Origin of the sequence: Acinetobacter sp. YH01020 (genome assembly GCF_013420275.1) — a bacterium.
GTDB classification, from domain to species: Bacteria; Pseudomonadota; Gammaproteobacteria; order Pseudomonadales; family Moraxellaceae; genus Acinetobacter; species Acinetobacter amyesii.
In genome coordinates this window covers 1-25,462 of the sequence record NZ_VOYN01000001.1, presented here as the reverse complement: position 1 = coordinate 25,462, position 25,462 = coordinate 1, and the positions used below count along the sequence as shown (strand labels likewise).

The following is a 25,462-nucleotide window of genomic DNA, read 5'->3' as shown; positions in this document are numbered from 1 at the left end:
TCTATTTGCGTTGTGTATTAAATGAGCAGACTAAACTATTTAAAAATTCTTTAAACATATCTTCAAAATAGGAAGTCTTAGAAAATGCATAACCTGCTATATGTATAGCATTCATAAATTATGAATATATTCCAACATTCTTATACTTTATAAGATTATATTTAACAAACACTTATCATAAAATTAACATTAAATTAGGTATAACCTTTTTCAACTTTATGATAATAGAAATTAAGGGAATAGAAAAATGCGGACAGAAAATGATGTTTTTTCCTCATTAGAGTCAATTACAGCGGAAAAAGGTTTTCTTGAGGTGCTAGCCTTTTTAGCATTTAAAGATAATTATATTATGGTAGAGGGAGAAACTCTCGATAGTGAATCGTTTATTCGCTCATACGACCGAACTAGACTCTCAAAAACTGAACTAGCAACTTTAATTGCCCTAACATTTAAAAATTACAATGGTAACATCCCCTTATCTAAGGAACTTATTTCCGAAAAAGCACTTAATATTTATGAGTTATTTGAAGATCTTCATCATACATTTTTTCCAAAAGACCTATCTAAAGAGCAAGTTTTAAGTAATGATTTTTTCTCTTCTAGTCATATGATGAGAGAGGCTATTTTCTATAGTGCTGAAGGTGCTTTTAAACATCAATATAGAGATATTTCAAAAATAAGGTATGAACCTGATAATACGTGGCTGAAGCAGAACAATGGCTTCACGATCGGAGAGTTAGTTGCTGTTATTCATGCAATAGAGAAAATACAACTTGAAAAAGCAAATAACTTATTAACAAATAACATCGGAAAATATATTCAGAGCTTTCTACCTCTTTTCCGTTTTAATCTACAAGAGCTTGTGGAAGAGTCCAAGCTTTCCTTGGATATAATTGAAGCCTGCATTAATAAACTACTTTCTTATCCCCGTGATACGGGGCTCGATTGCTTTCAATCTGTAGATGATTTCAACTACACAAATGCATGTCCCATTATTCAAATAGATGATGACTACTACACTTTCAGTACGCAAACATTATGGGAGTCTATATATGAAAGCCCATTTTTTTGGTTTAAGGATACAGAATATGAAAATGAGGCAGGTAAAAACAGAGGTTTTTTCACCGAAGAGTTTACTGCCAAAAGATTGTCTGCCATTTTTGGTGAAGAAAATGTCTTAACTAATATTGACGTTTTCAAGGGCAATGATAAAGCTGGTGAAGTAGATGTCTTAGTGCTATTTGGCGAACTTGCTCTTGTTATTCAGGCAAAATCTAAAAAACTCACAATCGCTTCTCGTAAAGGGAATTCTCAACAACTTCAAAAAGATTTTAAAAACGCCGTGCAGCATGCTTATGAGCAAGCCTTAGATTGCTGTAAATTTATACAATTACAAGATACTGTCCTAAAAAACTCAGATGGCAACATCATCCACATCCCAAGACAATATAAGACTGTTATACCAATATGCGTGGTTTCAGACCACTATCCTGCTTTGTCTAGTCAATGTAGACAATTCTTAAAATTTACGGTTGATAAGGTAATCAAACAACCTTTCGTTACTGATGTTTTCTTTATCGATACTATGTCAGAGATGCTTCCTTCTCCGTTACATGTTTTCGATTATCTTATCAAACGTAGTGATTATGGAAGTTCTATCGTTTTAAATCATGAGCTTTCAACATTAGCAATTTATATAAATCAAAATTTATACTTTAAACAAGATTTCGAAATGGTAATGCTTGATGACAATGTTACGTGTGATCTTGAACTAGCCATGATGGCTAGAAGAGATGGATTGCAAGATGTTCCAAAAACACCTAATGGTTTATTAACAAAATTTAAAGATACCTATGTTGGAAAGTTAATAGACAATATCTCATTTTCCAAATCTTATAAATTACAGCAAATCGGGTTTCATTTACTTTCATTAGATGAACCGACGATCAACTTTACAAATGAAGCTATAGGCAAAATGATAGCTCAATACAATATTGATCAACGATCTCATGATCTAACTATGCCTATCTCAGAATCCAACACAGGCATTACTATCCACTGTAATGAAGACCCCTACGCAATAGCTTACCCAAGACTTAAAAAGCATGTTGAACGTAGAAAATATTCTCAGAACGCAGAGAGTTGGTGTGGATTATGTATTAACCCCAAGACATTAGATATTACTATAGCTATTTATGAAAACTACGAATGGAAATATTCAAGAAATTTAGAATCTACTGTTAATGCTATTAATTTAAAAGGTTCTAAACATCTTGTTAATATCGGAGACCCCATTTCATTCAGATTTACGAACTCTCAACCGAGCAAAAACACTCAACAGAAAATTGGAAGAAATGAGCCTTGTCCGTGTGGTAGCGGTAGTAAATTCAAAAAATGTTGTCTTATTTAATAATGCTAAAACTTTGACGGTACAAATGGCGGGATATTTACAGTCTTAATTTTTTATGTTTAACTAATTCATATATTTAGATATTAAACCTGACGGACTCTTTCACCGCCAGAATAAACTGCAATGCCAAGCAGAACGAAGGTCTAAATTAATCAAATTTAGGCCTTTTTTAATTTTATTGTTCTCAATATTAAATATTCCCCTAATTGATCTTCTATTTGTTTAGCTCAATAACTTCACAGTATTTGAGTCCTGATTGATGGATTTAAATCACACGTTTTTTCCTAATGCACGACTTATGGATTTTTTATTGGCAGTAAGAAAGACACGTTTATTTACAAATACAAATTTTATATTCTAAAGACAATTACTTAAGCCTATGCTAAAAATAAATCATCCTCTCAATATAGGTGCTATTCAAAAAATTATTCATTAATTTAAACATCATAGAACTGAAACGCGATTGCGGTACTTTTAACTTGATCAACGAAAAACTTAAAAAACACCTTTCATATATCACTGCTATTCGGGAGAGAACATGAATAACAGCCAGAATTATGTTAAGCAGATCAAGAATGCCAAACGTGGTGGCTATACCCCAACCCTTGCCAAAGACATCAATAAACATAAAATTCAAAAAGCACAGCGTCTGATTGACGAATGGCGAAAGCTCGCCAATGAACTCCGCCCCCAAATGCAACTGGAGATGGCATATACACTTGAGGAATGCGCACAGGATCTAGACCAAATTTTAAGAATGAAATAGCACTCAACGTTCATCCATCCTATTTTTTCGCCCACATCTTGTGGGCGAAACATTGCCTAATTTTATTTTTCTGGTTTTTAGAGCCAAACATCGGTTGAATGCTGAATAAATCAAACGTATAAATTACATTCGATTTGCTGTTTTTTTAACTTGCACCACTTCAAAAAATCTGTAGAATGCATTCCACAACGCCGGCATAGCTCAGTTGGTAGAGCAACTGACTTGTAATCAGTAGGTCCACAGTTCGAATCCGTGTGCCGGCACCATTTCTTAGCCTCGCTTTTTAGTGAGGCTTTGATGTTTTTAGAGCCGCTCTTTTATGGCTTCCTCGCGCTAATCTGCACATAACGAATCAGCCCGTCTCGATACAACTTTTCGCACAATTTTGCCGTCATCTTGATTTTGAATTGATCCACATGACTCAGGCTCATCTGACTTTTTTCTTCTTGAATATAATCGGCAAAACCCTGAAATACGAATTCGCTGATATCTTCAATCTGGATATTTTCGAAACCTGCCTGTTGCACTTGGTGTTGTAAATTTTGCTTTGAATTTAAATTTTTCAAATTCACATCTGCTGCTTTCAACAGACTTTGATATTTCAATCGTTGCACTGAATTTAAATTCAAAAACGCATCGGACAACATCAAATAGTGAAAAGCAAAGCGCCCTTTTGAATTCAAAACATCAACGACTGATAAAAGCAATAAATTCAAATCACTATGATACGCAGCATCAATACACAGCACGGCATCCATAGCGTTTTGTGGATAAATATTTTTTAAATTCAAAAATGAATCTTGCTGAATTTTAATCTTTGAATTTAAATTTTTTTGGATTTTTTCCACACATGCCGTTTGCAATTCGACTGCGGATAAGTTTTGAATTTGAAAATGTTCCATCCAAAAAACCAAGCTCGCACCCTGCCCACAACCGAGGTCTAAAACACGATCTGTAGATTTTAATTGAATGGATTCGGCAAGATGGAAAGCGAGTTTTTGACAGGCCGCAGGATAGGATGATTTTGCATCATCCCAATAGCCCAAATTGCTCCAAGCAAGTTCCGCATCATCTCCGAGTAGTCGACTGTTAATCGCATATTTATGGCTAGGGATGTGCTGACGAATTGCTTGAAGCCATTTCATGTTAGTAACCGAGTTGAGGGGCTACCTCCACTTTAGGTTTTAAACCCACAAACGGCAATGGTGCACCAAAAATTTCTGCAATATGCATAGCAGACGTTACCGCAGACTCTAAAATCGGCAGACCGTCACAAGACCATGAACCACAGAAGAAGACTTTACGTTCAGGGGATAAATGTCGTTGCTGTAACTCTTTATTCAGCGCCACGGTATGTGAATCCACCACTGCACGTGTCAAACTGACCGAAGAGATCACTTTTTTAGAATCAATCGGTGTCACTGGCTGCCAGGTTTGGAACACTGGAGTTTTACCCACCAAGCTCGGCTCAATGGAGTTGAGCCACACGGTAAATTGCTGACGGGTAAATTTACGATCCATCATATAACTTAGTACAGACCAATCTTTACGCTTCGGCGGCATCACTGTTTGATCGGTATGTATTACCAACTGACCTTGCTCAAATTTAAATTTCTTTAAGAGCTCAATATCGTCAGCAAATTGGGTTGAATCTAAAAATTCTTCCGTTTTGGTGGTTGGTGTCGCAACAACCACGCGATCGAATAGATGATGTGCTCCGGCCTCAGTTTCCACCAAAACTTTATCGTCTTGCTCATGCACTTTGGTAATTGCCGTACCACTTTGAATATTTAAACCTTCAATCAGTTTATCAACCAACGCAGGTGTACCACCTTGGATACGTAGCAAGGCATCACCGTTGGTCAATTGACGCAAGAAAATCAACAGCGGTTTTGCAGGCCATTCGCCAATCGTTTTCGGGTTACAGGTGCAAATGGTATACAACACAGGCATGACCGCACCATGCCAAAATACTTCTTCAATTTCATTTTTATTAATGAACTCGGCAAGCGTGATGTCCTGATTTTTTGATTTAAAAAATCGAGTGATCGCTGCTTTGAGTTGCAACATCCCTTTGACTAAACGCCAGCCATATTGTTGTAAGCCTTTACGGTTATTAATAATTGGGAAATTACCAATACGGCTACGACTGGTAGTCAACCACGTTTCTGTACGATCTTCAAATAGCCAACTGCATGCCATATAGGTACGGACAGGGAAAGTTTTAATCCCTAAATGGGTCGCCAAACTTAAGGTATTTTTCCAGAGGTGTGGATTCATCACACGCAAAGGGGCATCGATCAAGCCGCCTTCAAACTCAGTGCTGTGGCTATCCATACCACGACCAGGCAGAGCTTCGAAAATTGTAATGTTATGCCCTGCGTCTTTAAGAATTCTTGCGGTAGCCAGCCCAGCCATGCCACTACCGATGACTGCAATTTCCAATTTTCTTTTCCATCTATAAAACACAGTTTAAAAGTATGACTGATCAGAAGTTAAAAATAGCTATTAAAAAATACCAGATTCGCACTTTTTGTATGGATTTCAGTACAGCCGTTTTTAAGTTAAATTTACAAATATTTACAGTCAAAAAGCACACAATTTAAGCTTTGTTTTTAAACATATTTTTCTTTAAAATTTTAATTACTCTATAAAACCAAACAATTAAATTAACCATTTTTATAACTTTCGGTTTACTTTAAAGCCAAGTACCGCTAAGATGCGCCACATAAGAAAGTGATAAATTCATCACAATTTATAAAAAGTAAAATGATATTTAAATCATGACAACAATAAATACTACAGCGCTCAATAAAAAAGCCTCTGACTGTTCAGAGGCTTTTTTTTCGGCTACTTCAACGACATGATTTTCGCTTAAGCTTCATGCGCCAGCGCAATTTCACCAAATTTTCCGTTATTGAAATCATCAAAGGCTTGAATGATTTCAGCTTTGCTATTCATCACAAATGGGCCATAACCTTGAATCGGCTCATTTAGTGGCTCACCGCTAAGCAACAAAAATTGTGTGTCCTGCAACGCTTGTAGCTGAATGGCGATATCGTCTTTGGCAAACATGACCATCGAACTGTCTTGAACTTTATGGCTTTCATTCACCACAACTTCACCCTTCAAGACCACCAAAATGGTGTTATGCCCTTCAGGTACATCTAAGGTGGTTTCATATTGAGCTTTTAACTCACCATCCCACACATTCACTGGACTAAAGGTCTGTGCTGGCCCAAGGTGACCACCCATTTCACCGGCAATCACCCGAATATGCCCTGCACCTTCATCCATGTCTATGCGAGGAATATCTTGGCGTGTGATCGCTTGATAACGAGGCTGGGTCATTTTGTCTTTTGCCGGTAAATTCACCCACAATTGAACCATCTCAAAAAGACCACCTGCTTGAGCAAATTCAGGCGAATGAAATTCTTCATGTACCAGACCCGACCCTGCGGTCATCCATTGCACATCGCCCGTTTGAATTGTGCCGCCACCACCACTTGAGTCCTTATGAGTCACTTCACCGCTGTAGGCGATAGTCACCGTTTCAAAACCACGATGTGGATGTGAACCTACACCATGCCGTGCAGTGGTGGGATCGAACTGATAAGGTGCCGCATAATCCAAAAGCAAAAATGGGCTAATCGCCTGACCTAGACGATCATAGGAAAATAAGCTTTTGACTGGAAAACCATCGCCCACCCAGTGCATTTGCTGATTACGATAAACACCAATTACTTTTTTCATTTCTTAGCTCCTATATTCATACGATAGGATGAACATAGCGCTTATTTTAAGCTTTGAAATACTTGATGGCCATCATCCAGATAGCATTCTATATCTCAAATTTAGAACAATACTCAGACATACAATCTGCACCTCACTCAAAACCAAGCATTAATTCAGAAATTCTAAGCTTTAAGTCATATATAACGATGAATTATCCCAATTTTATGATTGAGCTTCTCATTTAAACCCATTTCATTGTCTCATTTTTACAACTATTCTAAATCTAGTTAACACGCAGATTTCATCTGATCCTGCGTACTTGCAAACAGGAAAGAGCACAATAAAATGGGCAAACCTTACGTTCGTTTAGACAAAGACAATGCCGCGGTACTTTTAGTTGACCATCAAACGGGTCTACTTTCATTGGTTCGCGATATTGATCCAGATAAATTTAAAAATAATGTGCTCGCACTGGCTGCAGCTGCTAAATATTTTAATCTTCCAACAATTCTCACCACCAGTTTTGAACAAGGTCCAAACGGGCCATTGGTTCCAGAACTCAAAGAAATGTTCCCTGACGCACCTTATATTGCACGACCAGGTCAAATTAATGCTTGGGATAATGAAGATTTTGTGAAAGCAGTCAAAGCAACCGGCAAAAAACAATTGATTATTGCCGGTGTAGTGACTGAGGTTTGTGTGGCATTCCCAACCTTGTCTGCTTTAGAAGAAGACTTTGACGTCTTTGTGGTGACCGATGCTTCAGGTACTTTCAACCATTTAACCCGCGACTCAGCGTGGGAACGTATGACGCAAGCGGGTGCACAGCTCATGACGTGGTTTGGTACCGCGTGTGAATTACACCGTGACTGGCGTAATGATATTGAAGGTTTAGGTGCGCTTTTCGGCAACCATATTCCAGACTACCGTAACCTCATCAACAGCTATACACAAAATACTGAAAAGAAATAATCCTCCAGTAGTAAAAAGCGGCTTCGAGCCGCTTTTTTTATACCTGATGTATAAATTGACGTATGATAATTGGAATTGAAATAATTTTTCACTGCATAAGGTGATCCATGCATTCATTTGATGACTATTACTACTTTTACTTGGTGGTGAAACATGGCGGTTTTAGCGCTGCAAGTGAAGCATCGAATATTACAAAATCAAAATTAAGCCGACGCATTTTAGATCTCGAAGCCAAATATAATGTCACCCTTATTCAGCGTTCTACCCGACACTTTAAGGTCACGACATTAGGCCAAGAATTGTATGAAGAATGCATAAAAGTGATCGAACAAGTCGAATGTGCGCATCAGGTACTCCTGAAGCAAAAAAGTGAACTTGAAGGCTTGGTTAAAATTAGCTGTCCACCGGTCATGATGGAACATCAAATTCGCCCCTTGTTAAATCAATTTTTAAAAGATCATCCCAAAGTTCAGGTTGAACTCGAGCTGTCTAGCCGCCGTGTAGATGTCTTGCATGACGACATTGATTTAGCGATTCGTACCAATTTTAGTAAGAATGAAGACTCGAGCATTATTGTACGTGACGTGATTAAAACCGTGCATTGCTTAGTGATTAGTCCTGAACTTTTACAAGGGCGCGAGTTAAAGCATATTACGGAATTAACAGAATTTCCGAGTATCGTTTTAGGTACACAGAAAAACCGCTATCAATGGCATTTGCATCATACCGGACAGCAAGAGCAGATTGAAATTGCCTTACAACCTCGAATTAAAAGCAATGACTTAGCCGGTGCTTATTATGCAGTACTGGATGGTTTAGGCATTGCAGACTTACCGTATTTAACGGTACAAGCAGATATAGAGGCAGGTCGTTTAATTCACCTCTTCCCCGAATGGTGCTCAAATGTCGGTACGGTACAATTGGTATATGCTTCCCGTAAAGGTCAGCGCCTAGTCATGGAGAGATTAATTGACTATTTAGTCGATGGAATTCGTGACTATGCTCCAGAACATGATGGCTATTTAGTTTAATGTTCTTGACCATAAAAAAAGCCAGAACTGAGTTCTGGCTTTTTTAAATCTACGGTTGGATCACCAAATTAGATTTTACCCACTAGGTCGATCGATGGTGCAAGCGTCGCTTCACCTTCTTTCCATTTTGCAGGACATACTTCACCTGGGTGTGCATGTACATATTGAGCAGCTTTTACTTTACGCATCAATTCAGAAGCATCACGACCAATACCACCTGCATTGATTTCAACGATTTGGATTTTACCTTCAGGGTCAATTACGAAAGTACCACGGTCAGCAAGACCATCCGCTTCAATTAAAACATCAAAGTTTTTCGCAAGTGTCCAAGTTGGATCGCCAACCATTGGGTATTCGATTTTCTTAATTTCTTCAGAAGAATCGTGCCAAGCTTTATGCGTAAAGTGTGTATCAGTAGATACTGAATAAATTTCTACGCCCATTTTTTTGAATTCAGCATAGTGATCAGCAAGATCGCCTAATTCTGTTGGACATACAAACGTAAAGTCAGCAGGATAGAAAAACACCACAGACCATTTACCGTAGAAGTCTTTTTCTGAAACTTCAATAAATTGACCGTCTTGGTAAGCGGTAGCGTTAAATGGTTTTACTTCAGTATTAATTAAACTCATTTGATATTCCTCTAACTCATTTCAGGGATTGCTTATCTGTTGAAGCTAGAATACGAAATATCAAACCATAGGTAAAACCGAACTTTTTTATAAAAACTATCGGATTTTTAGATTTATTATTTAAATCAATCTTTGCCTTTCCATCGAGCAAACCAATCAAGTTCAATGAGAGCAAGCTTTCATATCCATACATAGGGTCTGCCAAGCAGCCTGTGTAAACTGTTGTTTATAGTGTGATGGTGGCGTTTTGACTTTATGTGATAACCATGCCCGACAATAATTTTCCGTTGCCCCTAAGACCAATGACATCATTAATTCTTTGGGTAAATGCTCAATCAAATGCCAATCGGGTTGTGCGGTCAACCAATCCAGTAGTGCGCTATTGCGTTGCAAATTATGTTTTTTTAACTCGGCTTGTAGCGTTTCCTTACGCATACTAAACCCTGCCGCATACAAGAATCCTGCAAAATCTGGATACGCTTCGACCCAGTCGATATACGAGCACAAAATGGCTTGAATGCCTTCCTGCAGCGATTGGGCCTGTGTCAATGCATCTGCCCTTTTCACAAATTGATCTTGCAACGCCGCAAAATACAATGCCGCCACTAAACCATCTTTATTTTTAAAATGATGGTAAATCGCGCCAACACTGGTCTCTGCACGGTCTCTCACATGTTCAATCGTCGTCGTTTCAATCCCTTGCTCTAAAAAACATGCAAGGGCTTCTCCTAAGATCTGCCGTTTAAGTTCCGCTCGGCGACCACTGTAAATTCGTTGCAATAATGCTTGATTTGACGACATCGATACCTTCCCTTTGTCGGGTCATTTTAAAACAATGTTGGCTTTTTTTAATAGCTGTGACGTCATTTACGCCATTAACAGAATATTATTCTGTATTAGAATTATATTCTAAATAATGAAGGATAATTAAGCATGAGCCAAGCATTAAAATTATGGAAGACCTTCCAAAACAAACCCGCAGGGAAATGGACTTTTTCTAAATTGCTGTGTTTGAAAGCACCGTATTTCAGTAGCATTTCGCCTGTTTTTGATGAATTAAAGCCCCAATACTGTGAACTACATATAAAAAAACAGCGCAGCGTGCTGAATCATATTGGCACTGTCCACGCGATTGCCATGTGTAATATGGCTGAATTGGCTGGCGGAACCATGACCGATGTGACCGTTCCGAGCAGCCATCGTTGGATTCCCAAAGGCATGACTGTGGAATATTTGAAAAAAGCTGATACAGATTTAACGGCCATTGCCACGCCTGTCGATGTTAATTTTACGTGGAATGCAGGGTGTGATTATTTGGTGAATGTCGTGGTGAACAACACACGTAATGAAGTGGTTTTTAAAGCCGTAATTACCATGTGGGTATCAGCAAAAAAATAAGTCATCGACTCAATTGCAGCATGAAACTGATCTTTCAAAATAAGCCATGCATAAAAAAGCCCTCAAGATTGAGGGCTTTTTTTGATGATGATCTACCGTTTTAAACGCTGTGTTTAAGGTTTATTAAAACGGTAAGTCGTCATCTAAATCTGCTGCTGCAGGAGCCGGTGTCGGTGCAGGCTGTTGTTTTGGCGCAAAACCACCTGGGTTGTTATTGCCATAGCTATTGCCTTGAGCCGGTTGGTTATTGCCATAACCGCCTTGGTTTGAGCTATTACCGTAGCCACCTTGGTTTTGGTTATTGTTATAACCGCCTTGTTGATTATTAAAACGAGGCTGACCAAAATCACCGCCTTGACCTTGTTCGCCTTGTTGGCGATTATTGTCAAGCATTTGCATTTGTTCACCACGAATTTCAGTCGTATAACGCTCTTGACCGCCTTGATCTGTCCACTGACGAGTACGTAATGAACCTTCAATATAAACTTTAGAACCTTTGCGCAAATATTGCTGTGCAATTTCACCTAAGCGGTTATGTAACACAATACGGTGCCATTCTGTTTGCTCTTTACGTTCACCTGTATTTTTATCTGTCCATGAATCACTCGTTGCAATTGAAAACTGAGTGAGAGAACCACCATTTGGGAAAGTTTTTGTTTCAGGGTCACGACCCAAAGTACCAACTAAAATGACCTTATTTACACCACGCATCAGACGTATTCTTCCTATTTGTTTCTATTATTTACTTTATAAGAGTTATGCTTAAATGGCTACCTCTTTCCCTAACAAGTGCGTTAAATGTTGTCGCGCAGATTCATCCATCTGCTGCTTATCCACTTTTACATAAGCCACTTGCTGGTCAGACATCACCACAACTTCTTCAATACCACGAATTGCTAAAAGCTGAGAAGTCCATTCATCCGTTTCTTTATCTTCAGGCAAACTAAACACCATAGACGATAAATAACGCGGCTGAGCCAACCCAAAACTAATGATCAACCATAAAATGGCTAGCCCTGTCAGGATGCCCCATCCCATTGCCGTATCATTTAGCAACAGAAGTTGCCCACCAATCATACCACCAAAAAATGCCCCCAGAAACTGACTGCTGGCGTTCACCCCCATGGCAGTCGCTTTGGATTGAATTGGAGCTGCTTTCGATAACCATGACGGTAATAATGCCTCCATCACATTAAATGCGATAAAGAATAAACCTAAGCCTGTCAGCAAAATATATTTTGATTCGAAACCAAAAATTAAGATGCCCAATCCCAAAATAATGCCACCAATGGCGGTCAAGAAAATGCCGCGCATTTTGCGATATTTTTCCGCCAAAATAATACTTGGAAATGCAAAAAACAGGCTCACGACCAAAAGCGGCAAATACACCAGACCATGTGAATGTAATGGAATATTGGCAAAGTCAATCAACTGAGACGGCACATAGATAAACATCGCGGTGAGCAGTAAATGCAATGAAAAGACTGAAACATGTAAACGATTTAGATCAGGCATTTTCAGTACTTGCTTTAACTGCGTCAGATAACCTTGTTGAAAATTTTTATGATGACGCGTTACTTTCGGTACCAATAGCAACATCGCAATCGCGGCAAGTCCCATGATGGTGGTCACCCAAAATAAACCCGAGATACCGACTAAACCTGTGAGCCAAGGCCCAAGGCTAAACGCCACCACAAAGGACAAACCGATACTCATCCCCATCATCGCCATGGCTTTAGTGCGCTGTTCTTCACGTGTGACATCGGCTAGCAAAGCCATCACTACCGCAGACACAGCGCCACCACCGGCTATCGCACGCCCGATAATTACGCCATAGATGCTATCGGACATCGCCGCAATTGCACCGCCTAAAGCAAACAACAGCAGCCCGATCACCACCAACGGTTTACGGCTATAACGGTCTGCAATCAAACTAAACGGAATCTGTAAAATTGCTTGGGTCAAGCCATAGACACCCACCGCTAAACCAATGAGTGCCGGTGTTGCCCCTGCATATTGCTGACCTGCCACAGAGAAAACAGGAATAATCATGAACAGCCCCAGCATACGTAAGGCGAAAATACTACTCAAAGCAAAAGTTGAGCGTCGTTCAAGAGCATTCATCATAGCTGGTTAAAAATTCATTAATCTTGGAATGGGATTATAGGACATTCAGCTTAAAGCGAAGCAGGATTTTTATTGATTTTAAATATCCTGATGATTGGACAAATAAAAAGCGCAGCTGATGCTGCGCTTTTTGGGAGATATTAGGCAAATTTAAATTAGCCTAGACTTTCTTGGCGCTTTTTATATTGAATTGAGGCAATCACCGCCCAAACAATAAATGCCACACCAATCAGGCCTGTTACCACTTCAGGGACATGCAGACCTGTGCCACTCGCCAACATAATGAAGGCCAAAGCACCAATCGCATAATGCGCACCATGTTCAAGGAAGATATAAGCATCTAAGGTGCCTTTATCCACCAAGTAAATGGTCATTGAACGCACGAACATAGCACCAATGGCAAGACCGAGCATAATGATCACAACATCAGAGGTAATCGCAAATGCACCAATCACACCATCAAAACTGAATGAGGCATCGAGTACTTCAAGGTAAAGGAAACCACCAAAACCTGCTTTGATCACACCTGTCGGTACGCCATTTGCATCATGTCCAACCGCATTACCGTTTTCATCGACTTCAGGTTCACCACCCAATAAATGACTCAGTACTTGGACACCGATATACACCACGATCCCCCAGATACCAGCCATTACAACCGCTAGACGAGAGGCTTCAGCCACATTTGCCGCCATCACCAATAACGCAATTAGGGCAATAAACACGGACATTGCAGGAACGTTTGCAAGATTGGCCAAACGGCGCTCTAACCAACGGAACCAATGGGTATCTTTCCCTTCATCTAAGAAGAAGTTCAGGAACACCAATAATAAGAAAGCACCACCAAAGGCCGCAATTTCTGCATGATGTGCCATCAATTTAGCTGAATACTGAATTGGATCATTCAACGCCATTTGAACCACTTCCATTGCGCCCATGTCAGCCGTTACAGCAACAATGACGATTGGGAAAATCAAACGCATACCGAATACAGCAATCACAATCCCGACAGTTAAGAAAATCATTTTCCAGAAATGATCCCAACCACGGAGTACCGATGCATTCACTACAGCGTTATCAAATGATAATGATACTTCCATCACTGCCAAAATTGCAGTAATGGTCAGTGCTGTCAGCATGGCTTGCACACCTGCATTTGGGCCATGATTCAGACCCCAATATGCAGAAATGGCAAGACACACGATTGTAAAGACGATTGAGAAACCAAAATGTTTCATCATGATAGATCGACCTATTCATTCAATAAGATTTCAAAATGAGGGAATACCCAGTTTGAAGCTAAGTTTATGGCGCAATTATGCCGCTTTTCAGGATTGAAACCAAAAATTATTCGTTACATTTTGAATAAACACTCTAAGATGGAGGCTCTCAATTACATCGCATCATGGTGTAGACCCGTCTTTCATTTTTAACGACAGGAATGTTCAATGCGTTTTTCTGAAGAAGTTTGGCAACGTAATACCGCGTTATATCAGCAGATTCTCCATCTACCGTTTAATCAGGAATTGGCTCAGGGCAGTTTAAGCCGCGACGCCTTTTGCCACTATGTCATTCAGGATGCCCATTATTTATTGGCCTATGGTCGTGCACTTGCAGTGTGTGCAGCCAAGGCATTTGATGCCGACGATGTGATTCAGTTTTCTGAAGCGGCAAAAATTGCCATCGTGGTGGAACGCAGTCTGCACAATGACTTTATGCAAGGTTTCAACATTAGCAAAGAACAGTTTGAAAATACTCCACTGACCCTTGCTTGCCATCATTACACTTCATTTCTAACAGCGACAGCATGGTCAGAAAGTTACCCTGTGGTCCTTGCCTCACTCCTGCCTTGCTTTTGGATCTATGCTGAAGTCGGCAAAGCCATTGTCAGCCAATCTGTGCCTAATAACCCTTACCAAGCATGGATCGACACCTACTCAGGTGAAGACTTCAATACTGCTGTGCAAAACGTGATTCAAACTATTGATCGAGTGGCGGCTCGCTGCGATGCAGATACACGTGAAAAAATGCATGCGGCTTATACGAACGGCGCAAAATTAGAATGGATGTTCTGGGACAGCGCGTATCAACAGCGCACATGGCCTGTAGAATAAACCTTTGATTTAAACTGTATAAAAAAGGATCTAAAATTGCTTTTAGATCCTTTTTTATACGGTTGGATTCGGTTCAAATGACCTTGCACGATCATTTCAGGCATTAGCGTTTAAAACGATACCATCCGAGGAAAATCCCCATCGCGATAATCACCAAAAAAATCGCAAAACGTGCTTCACGCAATTCACTGCGCGCTGCTTTGCGTTCCTGCATTTCTTCTGAATGAAATTGTGATTTGATCATCGGATCAAGTTGAGCAATGGCCAATAAATCTTTGGGCTTTTCACCTTTGCCTAAAATGAAATACAGCCCTTTCACTTGCATTTCATTGAGTTTACCCAGTTCAATATTCAGTTGGGTGGCTTGTGCATTATAGTCAGGCACCCAATCTTCTACGCGGGCATATACATGGGCACGACTAATATCAAAGATTGATGCATCCTGCACTTTCTTGCCCGTTTGATCTTCCAGTTGTTCACTCAAATCGGAGAATTGGGACAGTACATAGTCTTTTTTCTGTGCCAACTGTACACCATCAAAAGCATACTCTTGTATTTTTTGTGCAGGATTATTTTTCGATAATAAACCTTGGGGAACGACTTTAAAGTCCAGAACAGTATTGTCAGGGACTTGGTTGGTTTGCAGCACCATATAGACCACAGACCATAGCTGTTCATTTTGCCCGACCGCAGGCACGCTCACGCTATAACGCTGCTCGGCTGCAGGGTCAATAAACTGTTCAAACGCGAGGATTTGACTGTCTTCAGCCCACAGGATTTGGCTTAAAAACATGAGGCTGATGATCACCCAAAATTGTTTTAACATTATTTGCTCTTATCATGATTATTTTCTGTTCTGGCAGAATTATAATTAATTATTCAAATACTTACATTTAAAATCACACATTTAACGATTGGAAATTCATCATAATTTAATACAAATCTATTGTTTTATAAATGATCTAGAACCTATAAAAAGTTAATCTGAAACAGCATCGATATAGGCTTTGATGCTTACTGAAAACTCTGCCATGCATAAATCAAAACAGCTGCAGCAAGCACCCAACTCAACGTTGCTACACTCAAACATGCCGTTAAGCTCATACGTGTAGCGAGCAGGTACACCATTAATAAATAAATGAAATATGGGATGAGAGACCAGAGTCCAAACAGTGCAGTTTTTTGTAATGCGGCTGCACCCTGATCATTTGCCACGATCACATGGGCAATCAACGCAAAAGTCGGAAACAATGGGACCAGTCCTGCAATATAAAATGCCTTACTTTTAGACAGCAAAGCAATTAATACCACAACAAAGGCACCCATTAAGCTTTTGAAAAATAAGGACAACATGGCATTCTATAGTTTCGATAAAACTGCATTTTACGCCTTTTCTGCGATAGTCCTGAGATTTTCCAATGGATTGTTATGCGCATGACACAGGAGATTTAAACGATGAACTCAAAACAGTCACAGCGCTTTTATATTTATGCACCTTTACACCACAGGCTAGATGTAAAGCGCGCCTTTTGTTGCTCAGCCATTTGCTTAAACTGCGCTTGAACTTTTAAATCTTCAGCACTCATCAAATGTTGATTGTTTTCAACAATTGCCAAAACCAAATCAAACTGTTGAGGAATTTTTTCGCAAGCCAGCTGCTTTTTTTCAGCTTCTGTTTTGGCTTGACCTAATTTCGCAATATATAGATCAATTTTTTCACTTTCGGTATTCAGCGCCAAAGTTGCTTGTTCTAAGCTGTCATATTTTTGCGCTTTCGGTGTGTGGTTCGGGGTACATGCACTCAAAAACACACTACACATCAATAAACCCATCACACCTAATGTTGGATTGAGATGAAGTTGCCATTTCATGTTAAAAGTCCTAGATTGCTGATTTGCAGATGTTTTAGGGCATCGGCACAGACAGCTATATTTTGATTCGGCCATTTTTCTCACAAAGTCACGCATAAATCTAGGTTTAAATTACACTTGAACATTTTTCATGCGCTATCATATATAGGTTTTTCGATGAATATTTTAGGACCCCTTGCATGAGCCAAAGCCATATCCGTATTCGAGGCGCACGTACCCATAACTTAAAAAATGTGTCACTCGATATTCCACGCGACAAGTTTGTGGTCATTACGGGTCTTTCTGGTTCAGGGAAGTCCTCTTTGGCTTTTGATACCTTGTATGCTGAAGGTCAACGTCGCTATGTTGAGTCCTTATCTGCCTATGCACGCCAATTCCTTTCGCAAATGGAAAAGCCCGAAGTTGACTCGATTGAAGGCTTGAGTCCTGCGATTGCCATCGAACAAAAATCAACGAGCCACAACCCACGCTCAACAGTGGGAACAATCACCGAAATTTACGACTATTTACGTCTACTCTATGCCCGTGTCGGCACGCCGTATTGTCCTGAACATGACCTCCCGATGGTGGCTCAGACTGTGTCTGAAATGGTTGATACCGTCAAAGGTCTAGAAGAAGGTACGGCGCTTATGTTGCTTGCCCCTGTGGTCCGTGACCGTAAGGGTGAGTACACCAACTTATTTGAACAATTACAAGGTCAGGGTTTTGTCCGTGCCCGTGTCGATGGTGAAGTCATTGATATCGACACACCACCCGAATTAGACAAAAAGAAAAAGCACACCATCGAAGTCGTTGTTGACCGTTTTAAAGTTCGTGATGACCTCGGTAACCGTATTGCAGAAAGCTTTGAAACGGCTTTACGCATGGGCGGCGATATTGCCATTTTGTCGTGGATGAAAGGCGAACAAGAAGATCGCGTATTTTCTGCTAAGCACTCTTGCCCTGAATGTGAACGTGCCGTTGGTGAACTTGAACCACGGCTATTTTCCTTCAACAATCCATTCGGTGCCTGCCCTGTTTGTGATGGTTTAGGCACACGCAGCCATTTTAGTGCTGACAAATTGATTCCCAATAATGAAGTTTCGATTAGCCAAGGGGCAATCCGTGGTTGGGACCGTCAACGTCCGTATTACTATAGTATGATTCAGAAAGTCGCTGATCATTTTGGTTATTCTTTGGAAACCCCATGGAATGAACTCGATGCCGAGACCAAAAAGAAATTCCTTTATGGTACAGGCAAGGAAAAAGTTGACCTCAGTTATATTGATGAACGTGGTCGCTCGCATAAACGAGTACAAGCCTTTGAAGGGATTTTGCCGCATTTAGAACGTCGTTACCGTGAAACCGAATCAAACTACGTGCGTGAAGATTTGGCGCAGTATTTATCCAATGCTGCATGTGATGCTTGCGGTGGCTCACGTCTCAATGAAATTTCACGTCATGTTCGAGTTAAAGATAAAACCATCGCGCAGATCACTAAAATGTCGATCGGTGATGCTGAAAGCTACTATCAAGACCTCAACTTAAGCGGTGCCAAAGGCGAAATTGCCGATAAGATTTTCAAGGAAATTCGTGAGCGTTTGCACTTCCTAGTCTCTGTGGGTTTGAATTATTTAAGTTTATCGCGCTCGGCAGAAACACTGTCGGGTGGTGAGGCACAGCGTATCCGTTTGGCTTCACAAATTGGTGCGGGCCTCATGGGCGTGATGTATGTCCTCGATGAACCATCGATTGGTCTACATCAGCGTGATAATGACCGCTTGCTGGAAACCTTAGTTCGCCTACGCGACCTTGGTAATACCGTGCTCGTCGTTGAGCATGATGAAGATGCGATTCGTGCTGCGGATCATATTATTGATATTGGGCCGGGTGCCGGTGTGCACGGTGGTCATGTGATTGCCGAAGGGACGTATGATGAAATTTTGGCAAATCCAGATTCATTAACCGGTCAATATCTATCAGGAAAACTCAGTATTGATGTGCCGAAAACACGAACACAACCCCCTAAACCTGAAGAGCAAATTAAGTTAATGGGCGCTGCGGGTCATAACCTGAAAAATGTCGATTTGACTATTCCTTTAGGTGTGATGACCTGTGTAACGGGTGTATCAGGTTCAGGCAAATCGACCCTGATTAACCGGACATTATTGCCGCTTGCAGCAACTCAATTGAACGGTGCAACCACACTGACTGCGGAAAAATTTGACTCGATTGATGGCTTACAGTTCCTCGATAAAGTCGTTGATATTGACCAAAGCCCAATCGGTCGTACACCACGTTCAAACCCAGCAACTTACACCGGTTTGTTCACCCCAATTCGTGAACTGTTTGCGCAAACACCTGAAGCCAAAGCACGTGGTTATGCGGCAGGTCGTTTCTCATTTAATGTGAAAGGTGGTCGCTGTGAAGCCTGCGAAGGTGACGGCATGATTAAAGTCGCAATGCATTTCTTACCTGATATGTATGTGCCTTGTGATGCCTGCCATGGTAAGCGCTATAACCGCGAAACGTTAGAAGTTGGTTATAAAGGTCGTAATATTTCAGATGTCTTAGAAATGACGGTTGAAGATGCGATGCATTTCTTCGACGCTATTCCTGTGATTCACCGTCGTTTGGAAACCTTGAACCAAGTGGGCTTGGGCTATATCCGTTTGGGTCAGTCTGCAACCACACTTTCAGGTGGTGAAGCGCAGCGTGTGAAATTGGCTCGTGAGTTGGCAAAACGTGATACAGGTAAAACCTTGTACGTGCTTGATGAACCGACGACAGGTCTACACTTCCATGATATTGCTAAATTGCTCGACATCCTGCATGAGCTACGTAATAAGGGTAATACCATCGTGGTGATTGAGCATAACTTGGATGTGATTAAAACTGCCGATTGGATTGTGGATTTAGGTCCTGAAGGTGGTGCTGGCGGCGGTATGATTATTGCTGAAGGTACACCTGAAGTTGTTGCGAAGAATAACGTGTCGCATACAGCGAAATTTTTAAAGCCGATGTTGAAATAAGATTCTCTTTCCTTTAAGTGCATGATAAAACGGTGATTCATTCACCGTTTTTTATTTATATGACTTTATTAGAGATAATTGATACAGCCGTAAAAATTGGTTAAGGAGCACTGCTAACTGGCGTAATTACCTACTTAAATCAAAAGGCAAATATTTCAGCATCAGTAGCAAAAGATAACCTTCTATATAATCGTAATTTATTGACCAATATTTCCAAAGATCTCGAGGAAATAAATCATCTCGTTTTAAAAATTTGGGCATTTTTTGAATTTGAAACAAAACAATCTCAACTAGCTCTTAATGAGATTTCAGATAGACTTTAACCTCTAAGACACGCACTTTTTAATGACTTTAATTTGCTTAGCAAAAATGAAGGTTTACTTCTTTTACATGGATATATTGAACAACAAGAAAAGCTAAGAATTTATGGCGAATTACTCGGAAAATTTAACGCTTATACACTTTGTAAAAATGGAGCTATCAATGTTGAAACAACTGCTCAATATAGAGTTGAAATTTTAGAAGCTAGAAAATCACTTTATACGAGCTTAAACAAAGCCATTTCTAAATAAATTCTTGTACTTCACTACATTCAATCACATGACGGCGACATGGATGTCGCCTGTTTGACTGGGGCAGCACGGATGTACCCTCAGTCAAACACAAGCATTTTGCTTACTTCTGTGCTTTCAAAAATAGGAATCTCCTACGTAATGGAAACTCAAACCCAATCTACAGTGAAGACATGCAAATTCAAAATTCAAAATTCAAAATTCAAAATTCAAAATTCAAAATTCAAAATTCAAAATTCAAAAAATTAACGTAAATAATGAAATACACCTAACTTATCTAACACATCCAACGTCAACTGCTTACGCTCCGCCACATCATCCCCTGCTGCCATCTGCATATTCAAACTAAACGCTGTAATCTTGCCATGACCATCATCTACCCAACCGGTATACCACCCAACTTGCGGCTCTACATCCATACCCCAACCACTCTTGGCATATAACTTCGCATCCCCACGGCTTTCAATATAAAGCATGTCTTTGACTTGCTTTTGTACCGCGACATCAAACGGTAATTTCTCTGTCGCAAGCTGATACGCAAATTTGACTTCTTGTTCAGGCGTAATCTTTAAGGGCCCTACCAACCAAAAATTATCCACCTGTTTGCCAATATTGGCATTGCCAAAACCAACCCGCTGGACTTCACTTTGCATTAAGTCGTGACCAATCCGCCGTGCCAACTGCTGATAAACCGGTACAGCAGACGCTTGCATGGCTTCACCCAAAGTCAGGTCTTTTTCCCATGACGGGAAAGCACGTTTTTCACCTTTCCATTTAAAAACTTCAGTGGCTGTCGCCTTCTGATGTTGCAAACCAATTAAAGCATTTAACATTTTAAAGGTAGATGCAGGAATGTATGCTGTCTGGGCGCGCTGTAAGTCATTGCCATAATGGCTCAAACGCTGACCATCAAATGTGACAAATACCGCCTGTGTCTGTGCTTGATTAAATAAACACGGAATTTCACTCACCCGTGAATTTTCTAAATTGGCTTGAGTGGTTTGTTTTAAGTGTTGAGATGAATCCAACATGCCTTCGTTTGTTGTACATGCTGTCAAACTGAGGACAGTCATCAAAGATAGATATATTTTTTTCATTGCACTATTTTTATGGTGTTTAAAATCCATAGTATAAGATGAAGTTCAAATCTGAATTGTTTACTTTTCAACAGTCTTCTATCTGTTGCAAACTTAGCGCATCCACTATTTATTTTTAAACAAAACATCCTTATGATGACGCCTATCGTGGACTCAACAACGAATAATTTTTAATTTTTTAAAATATAAAAGCATACTAACAATGAATAAATTTATCTTAAGTTTCAGCCTCTTATTATGTCCGATATATAGCTTTGCCGATGGCTATCTAAACGAATACATGGTGCTGTTTGTCTCGCAAGAAGACCCTGATCTTAGCCCATGGAAAGATAAGCCGCAGTGTAAAGCCCTCAGTACCCCGACTTCACACAAAGGGATCTATGAAAATCAATATGTCTATGCCAATGGCAATGCCCTGACCACCATCTTTCTGAGCAACAGCAAAATTAAAAATGGTGAATGTGAACATCTCATTCACTTTCCAGATGGTATTCAAGGCTCAGGCGTATTTGAAAGTTTCTTCCCCAACGGCAAACCCCGTAGCCGCATTGCTTATAAAAATGGGGAGTACGAGGGCAAACTTGAGTTTTGGTTTGCCAATGGGATAAAAGAGCAAGAAAGTAGCATCATCAATGGTGAGTCGCAGGGGGATTACAAAATTTGGCATCCGAATGGCCAACTGGCTTTTTCTCAAAATTATAAAAATGGGATCGAAAATGGCCTGCGCCAACGCTGGTACAGTAATGGTAAACCGTGGACCTATGCCAATTTTCAAAACAATAAATTGATTGGCGAGCTGAAAATGTGGTTTGAAAACGGCAAACTAGAACGCCAAGGTTATTATCGTAATGGCGTTCGTCATAACAGTTATAAAATTTGGTATGACAATGGGCAACCTGAAGCGGTGCTTCAGTACGATTTAGGCAAAATTACCCAAGCCCAGTGTTGGAATGTAGATGGTAGTCAAATGAACCAACAAGCCTGCAATAAATTATATAAAGATGAAGATTAATTCATTTGTCTGGCTAACTTTATGAATCTGCCAAGCTGCATTTAGACTGAAACACGATCACGCCCCGCAGCTTTGGCTTTAAACAATGCTTGGTCTGCTCGCTCTAATAAATCGATCCAGTTTTCGGCCCCCACTGCCACTCCAATACTCACCGTCACAATGAGATCGGCTTCGTCCTTTGCCAAATTAAAATTCACATTCTGAATATCGTGCCGTATAGTTTCGGCAATGTGTTGGGCTTTGAGCATATCAATCCCCTCGATCAGGACTAAAAACTCATCTCCTCCATATCGCACCACCAAGTCGGATGAACGAATATGTTGTCGTAATTGATTGGCAACATGTTGAATCACCAAATCGCCGACAATATGCCCATAGCGATCATTCACCTGTTTAAAGTGATCAATATCAATCACGATCAGTGCTGTATGTAAAAAGCCTGAATTTTGGCTGTCGCGAAATTTAATATATTCATCTAAGGCAAAACGATTGGCGACATTGGTGAGTGAGTCAGTATTGGCAATATGTTTAAGCTGAAATTCAAAGGCATCACGCTGTTCCAACATGTTTTCAATATGCTGAATGGCATCAAATAAACTGAGATAACCTACTTTGGCAGGTTCAATCACGCCTTGATCCATTTGTCGGTGCCGAGCCAGTTTAAATAACTGATTACGAGCACGAATTAAAGGTTCAAACACCCATTTCTTGGCATAGAACATCGTTAATAATGCAGTCAGTAATGACACGAGCGAGACAAAAAGCGTGAAAATCAATTTATTTCGCGCTTCACGTTGTTCATCCGCAGCTACTTTGAGACTGTAATCTAAAATATAACTTTGCAATTCCACCACTGTGACAAATTTATTGACCATTGCATCAGTGAGCTGGGTGCCATCCATGTGATAACGCTGATGTTGAAGACTTTTTTGAGCCAAACCATCAATAATTGGCAAACCTTTATCTAAAAATTCCGTTCGTACCGCATGATGTAACTGTTTAAACTCGGGTGTTTTGTCATGTTCGGACTGCACGACATTGATCAATTCCCATAGATAGCGTGTTTGACGCTGGGTTTGTAAACTCCGCGCTAAATTTTGCTCTGGAATTTCCTGTTGAAATGATACCGCAGCCATAATATTTGATGCGACTCGTCCCGCCTGATCACGTAATTCTGCCAGTAATAAAATCAGCGTGTAATAATTCGATACACGGGTATCTTTACCATGAGAATGATTGACCAATTTCTGCATGGCAATATAGCTTTGATCCCAAGCTTGGAACATCGCCAAAATGGCATGATCCAATTTTTTAGCTTCACGTTGTTGTGTCGGCAGCGCAATATATTGATCGACCGTTTTGCGACCCTGCAACAAATATGGATATAAATTGGACTCTAACTGCTGGGCGATCGGTGCAAAGCCCGTTTCTTTTAAAACTTTCAGTGTATCTTGATATTGCCGATCAACGCCTTGACGATATTCAGCCAACTCAATAATTTTTTGCTCGCGCTGTTCACCTTGACTCGACATTGCACTGTTAGCTGGCGCACGTTCACGGGAAATTTGGTTGGTTAAATCTGCCACCATTTTCAGCATCTGAATTTCTTTCAGCGCTTCGGCACTTTTGAGGTAATGTTGATTGCTGCTCACAATCAATGGAACACTGATAAATACGATAGACAAGACGATTACTAGCATCGCAAGTTGCAAGCGCTTACTAATATGCTCTGTTCGTAATGTTTCCATCTATTTTATGCCCCACACTTGTTGCATACCCCAACCCACTTCTCAACTAAACGCGGGAATATTTAAATTAATGACCAATAATTTATTAATTTGTAAAGTGAACATTTATAGCTCTAAATTCTATATAAATGTGCTTAATCTGTCACATTTTTATCACTTTAGAACGAGATAATTTGCTAAAAAACAGCAGCATATTTCAAAGCGAAATATTTTTTATTAACTTGTTTAAATAAATATTTACAATTGCAATAAATTGGTGCAGAATGCACCGTATTAGGGCACACTAGATTTCTTCCTCAGCAGAATATTTTAGTTTCCCGAAAATTTTGGCTAAAAAATCCTGATTTTCCTTGAAAATCAGGATTTTTTTTGTCTATATCACTTTAATTGAAAGATAAATAGAATTATTAACGCACCATAAAAGTGCATTTATTTCTACGAGATATTTGCTCTATATTTTATCTTTAATATAAAGTTGCATTTTTGAATAAAAAAAAGCCCAACCTTGGGGAAAGCTGGGCGAATAAAAAACAATAATGGAGAATCAGGGTCAAAGTCACACTTTTAAACCGTGTGACGACTCGATTGGCAAATTATGAATCAAATAAAACCTGATGTAAAGCCAAGTATTTCACAAGGATATTAAATTTATCACTAAGATATTCATTTAAGTGAAGTAGACCTCAGATTTAAAACAAAAACGTCCATTTACTATGCAAATAAACAGTTTTTGCCCAACAATTCGGCAGTCAAAGCCGCAATTTATCGCTTCAAATGCGTGAAAAGCGTTAGAATTTGCCCTTCGTATTAAATGTTATTTTAAATAAAAATAAATACATTAGACTTCCTTCATAAATCATTTTTCAACCAATTTAATTGTTTATCTTTCACCCAATCTAAATTGTATATGCCAGCAAGTAAATTAAACCGCAGGTTTAATCGTTTACGACGATTTCTATATACACA

Annotated in this window: 22 protein-coding genes and 1 tRNA gene; 10 read left to right on the top strand and 13 right to left on the bottom strand. The window is 39.9% G+C overall.

Annotated features, from left to right (window positions below):
• Positions 1-247 precede the first annotated feature (247 nt).
• From FTT85_RS18855 to FTT85_RS00105, 3 genes are all read left to right on the top strand, one after another.
• Entirely contained in the window at positions 248-2,410 is a 2,163-nt protein-coding gene (locus FTT85_RS18855) for a nuclease-related domain-containing protein (protein ID WP_180182545.1), read from the top strand.
• A 538-nt stretch (positions 2,411-2,948) separates the two neighbouring features.
• Positions 2,949-3,176: a hypothetical protein gene (locus tag FTT85_RS00110; RefSeq protein ID WP_078190515.1), complete on the top strand. Its 228-nt coding sequence runs from the start codon at positions 2,949-2,951 to the stop codon at positions 3,174-3,176.
• Positions 3,177-3,366: 190 nt separating this feature from the next.
• Positions 3,367-3,442: transfer RNA gene (locus FTT85_RS00105), tRNA-Thr, on the top strand.
• A gap of 51 nt (positions 3,443-3,493) precedes the next feature.
• Here FTT85_RS00105 and FTT85_RS00100 read toward each other — a convergent pair.
• The 3 genes from FTT85_RS00100 to FTT85_RS00090 all read right to left on the bottom strand — a co-directional run bounded on the left by FTT85_RS00100 (position 3,494) and on the right by FTT85_RS00090 (position 6,929).
• A complete protein-coding gene (locus FTT85_RS00100) occupies positions 3,494-4,321 on the bottom strand; it encodes a cyclopropane-fatty-acyl-phospholipid synthase family protein (protein WP_180182544.1) in 828 nt (275 codons plus the stop codon).
• A gap of 1 nt (position 4,322) precedes the next feature.
• Entirely contained in the window at positions 4,323-5,621 is a 1,299-nt protein-coding gene (locus FTT85_RS00095; protein ID WP_180182543.1) for an FAD-dependent oxidoreductase, read from the bottom strand.
• A 429-nt stretch (positions 5,622-6,050) separates the two neighbouring features.
• Positions 6,051-6,929 carry a pirin family protein gene (locus tag FTT85_RS00090; protein WP_180182542.1) on the bottom strand — a complete coding sequence of 293 codons (879 nt, stop codon included), beginning with the start codon at positions 6,927-6,929 and terminating at the stop codon, positions 6,051-6,053.
• Positions 6,930-7,256: 327 nt separating this feature from the next.
• Between FTT85_RS00090 and ycaC the strand changes: the two genes are divergently transcribed.
• Together ycaC and FTT85_RS00080 are read left to right on the top strand one after the other, a co-directional pair.
• The gene (gene ycaC, locus FTT85_RS00085) at positions 7,257-7,883 is read left to right on the top strand and encodes an isochorismate family cysteine hydrolase YcaC (RefSeq protein ID WP_078193174.1); all 627 of its coding nucleotides are present in this window, start codon (positions 7,257-7,259) and stop codon (positions 7,881-7,883) included.
• 107 nt (positions 7,884-7,990) lie between these two features.
• On the top strand, positions 7,991-8,914 hold the full coding sequence (locus FTT85_RS00080) for a LysR substrate-binding domain-containing protein (protein WP_078190519.1): 924 nt from the start codon (positions 7,991-7,993) through the stop codon (positions 8,912-8,914).
• 68 nt (positions 8,915-8,982) lie between these two features.
• On the opposite strand, the gene ahpC is transcribed toward FTT85_RS00080, so the two are convergent.
• Both ahpC and FTT85_RS00070 read right to left on the bottom strand, forming a co-directional pair.
• On the bottom strand, positions 8,983-9,546 hold the full coding sequence (gene ahpC / locus FTT85_RS00075; protein WP_078190520.1) for an alkyl hydroperoxide reductase subunit C: 564 nt from the start codon (positions 9,544-9,546) through the stop codon (positions 8,983-8,985).
• 162 nt (positions 9,547-9,708) lie between these two features.
• A complete protein-coding gene (locus FTT85_RS00070; protein WP_180182541.1) occupies positions 9,709-10,347 on the bottom strand; it encodes a TetR/AcrR family transcriptional regulator in 639 nt (212 codons plus the stop codon).
• 132 nt (positions 10,348-10,479) lie between these two features.
• Here FTT85_RS00070 and FTT85_RS00065 point away from each other — a divergent pair, with 132 nt between their 5' ends.
• Positions 10,480-10,944 carry a hotdog fold domain-containing protein gene (locus tag FTT85_RS00065; RefSeq protein WP_180182540.1) on the top strand — a complete coding sequence of 155 codons (465 nt, stop codon included), beginning with the start codon at positions 10,480-10,482 and terminating at the stop codon, positions 10,942-10,944.
• 123 nt (positions 10,945-11,067) lie between these two features.
• Here the strand turns inward: FTT85_RS00065 and ssb are convergent, their stop codons facing one another.
• The 3 genes from ssb to FTT85_RS00050 all read right to left on the bottom strand — a co-directional run bounded on the left by ssb (position 11,068) and on the right by FTT85_RS00050 (position 14,312).
• A complete protein-coding gene (ssb, locus tag FTT85_RS00060) occupies positions 11,068-11,655 on the bottom strand; it encodes a single-stranded DNA-binding protein (protein WP_078193176.1) in 588 nt (195 codons plus the stop codon).
• Positions 11,656-11,706: 51 nt separating this feature from the next.
• Positions 11,707-13,071 (bottom strand): MFS transporter, encoded by a 1,365-nt coding sequence (locus FTT85_RS00055; RefSeq protein ID WP_111884498.1) that lies wholly within the window; start codon positions 13,069-13,071, stop codon positions 11,707-11,709.
• Positions 13,072-13,226: 155 nt separating this feature from the next.
• Positions 13,227-14,312: a DUF475 domain-containing protein gene (locus FTT85_RS00050; RefSeq protein ID WP_078190525.1), complete on the bottom strand. Its 1,086-nt coding sequence runs from the start codon at positions 14,310-14,312 to the stop codon at positions 13,227-13,229.
• Between the two features lie 207 nt (positions 14,313-14,519).
• On the opposite strand from FTT85_RS00050, the gene tenA reads away from it, so the two are divergent.
• Positions 14,520-15,185 (top strand): thiaminase II, encoded by a 666-nt coding sequence (tenA, locus tag FTT85_RS00045; protein WP_078193179.1) that lies wholly within the window; start codon positions 14,520-14,522, stop codon positions 15,183-15,185.
• A 103-nt stretch (positions 15,186-15,288) separates the two neighbouring features.
• On the opposite strand, the gene FTT85_RS00040 is transcribed toward tenA, so the two are convergent.
• The 3 genes from FTT85_RS00040 to FTT85_RS00030 all read right to left on the bottom strand — a co-directional run bounded on the left by FTT85_RS00040 (position 15,289) and on the right by FTT85_RS00030 (position 17,056).
• A complete protein-coding gene (locus tag FTT85_RS00040) occupies positions 15,289-16,011 on the bottom strand; it encodes a hypothetical protein (RefSeq protein ID WP_180008826.1) in 723 nt (240 codons plus the stop codon).
• 188 nt (positions 16,012-16,199) lie between these two features.
• Entirely contained in the window at positions 16,200-16,538 is a 339-nt protein-coding gene (locus FTT85_RS00035) for a GlpM family protein (RefSeq protein ID WP_180182539.1), read from the bottom strand.
• Between the two features lie 134 nt (positions 16,539-16,672).
• Positions 16,673-17,056 carry a hypothetical protein gene (locus FTT85_RS00030; protein WP_180127372.1) on the bottom strand — a complete coding sequence of 128 codons (384 nt, stop codon included), beginning with the start codon at positions 17,054-17,056 and terminating at the stop codon, positions 16,673-16,675.
• 179 nt (positions 17,057-17,235) lie between these two features.
• On the opposite strand from FTT85_RS00030, the gene uvrA reads away from it, so the two are divergent.
• Both uvrA and FTT85_RS00020 read left to right on the top strand, forming a co-directional pair.
• Positions 17,236-20,067, top strand: a complete 2,832-nt coding sequence (gene uvrA / locus FTT85_RS00025; RefSeq protein WP_180182538.1) for an excinuclease ABC subunit UvrA — start codon at positions 17,236-17,238, stop codon at positions 20,065-20,067.
• A gap of 356 nt (positions 20,068-20,423) precedes the next feature.
• A complete protein-coding gene (locus tag FTT85_RS00020) occupies positions 20,424-20,639 on the top strand; it encodes a hypothetical protein (RefSeq protein WP_180182537.1) in 216 nt (71 codons plus the stop codon).
• A 245-nt stretch (positions 20,640-20,884) separates the two neighbouring features.
• Here the strand turns inward: FTT85_RS00020 and blaOXA are convergent, their stop codons facing one another.
• The gene (blaOXA, locus tag FTT85_RS00015) at positions 20,885-21,736 is read right to left on the bottom strand and encodes a class D beta-lactamase (RefSeq protein ID WP_373886870.1); all 852 of its coding nucleotides are present in this window, start codon (positions 21,734-21,736) and stop codon (positions 20,885-20,887) included.
• Between the two features lie 202 nt (positions 21,737-21,938).
• Here blaOXA and FTT85_RS00010 point away from each other — a divergent pair, with 202 nt between their 5' ends.
• On the top strand, positions 21,939-22,748 hold the full coding sequence (locus tag FTT85_RS00010; protein ID WP_180002734.1) for a toxin-antitoxin system YwqK family antitoxin: 810 nt from the start codon (positions 21,939-21,941) through the stop codon (positions 22,746-22,748).
• A 41-nt stretch (positions 22,749-22,789) separates the two neighbouring features.
• Here the strand turns inward: FTT85_RS00010 and FTT85_RS00005 are convergent, their stop codons facing one another.
• Entirely contained in the window at positions 22,790-24,496 is a 1,707-nt protein-coding gene (locus tag FTT85_RS00005) for a diguanylate cyclase (protein ID WP_180182536.1), read from the bottom strand.
• Between the last annotated feature and the right edge of the window lie 966 nt (positions 24,497-25,462).